Raw genomic sequence first — 213 nt, 5'->3', positions numbered from 1 at the left:
TGAACAAGTGATTGAGAAAGTTGGAAAACCGGAAGCCGTTGCCGCAGATGGAGCTTATAAAACACCAGCGATTACAAGCTACCTATTTAACAAAGAAAACATACCGGCTTTATACATGTCCTCGCACCAAAGAAGGATTTTTCCGCAAACAGCACTATGTATTCGATGAACATTTTGATTGTTACCTTTGCCCTTCGGGCGAAACTTTAAAGT

The 213-nt window shown here is 40.8% G+C and carries 1 pseudogene; it reads left to right on the top strand.

From position 1 onward, the window contains the following. Positions 1 to 213, top strand: a pseudogene (locus ADA55_RS30400) (IS5/IS1182 family transposase); the annotation flags it as partial.

It is taken from the genome of Bacillus sp. 220_BSPC (assembly GCF_001054655.1).
GTDB classification, from domain to species: Bacteria; Bacillota; Bacilli; order Bacillales; family DSM-1321; genus Peribacillus; species Peribacillus frigoritolerans.
The sequence above is the reverse complement of the archived record's forward strand: the minus strand, read 5'-3'. Positions and strand labels throughout refer to the sequence as shown.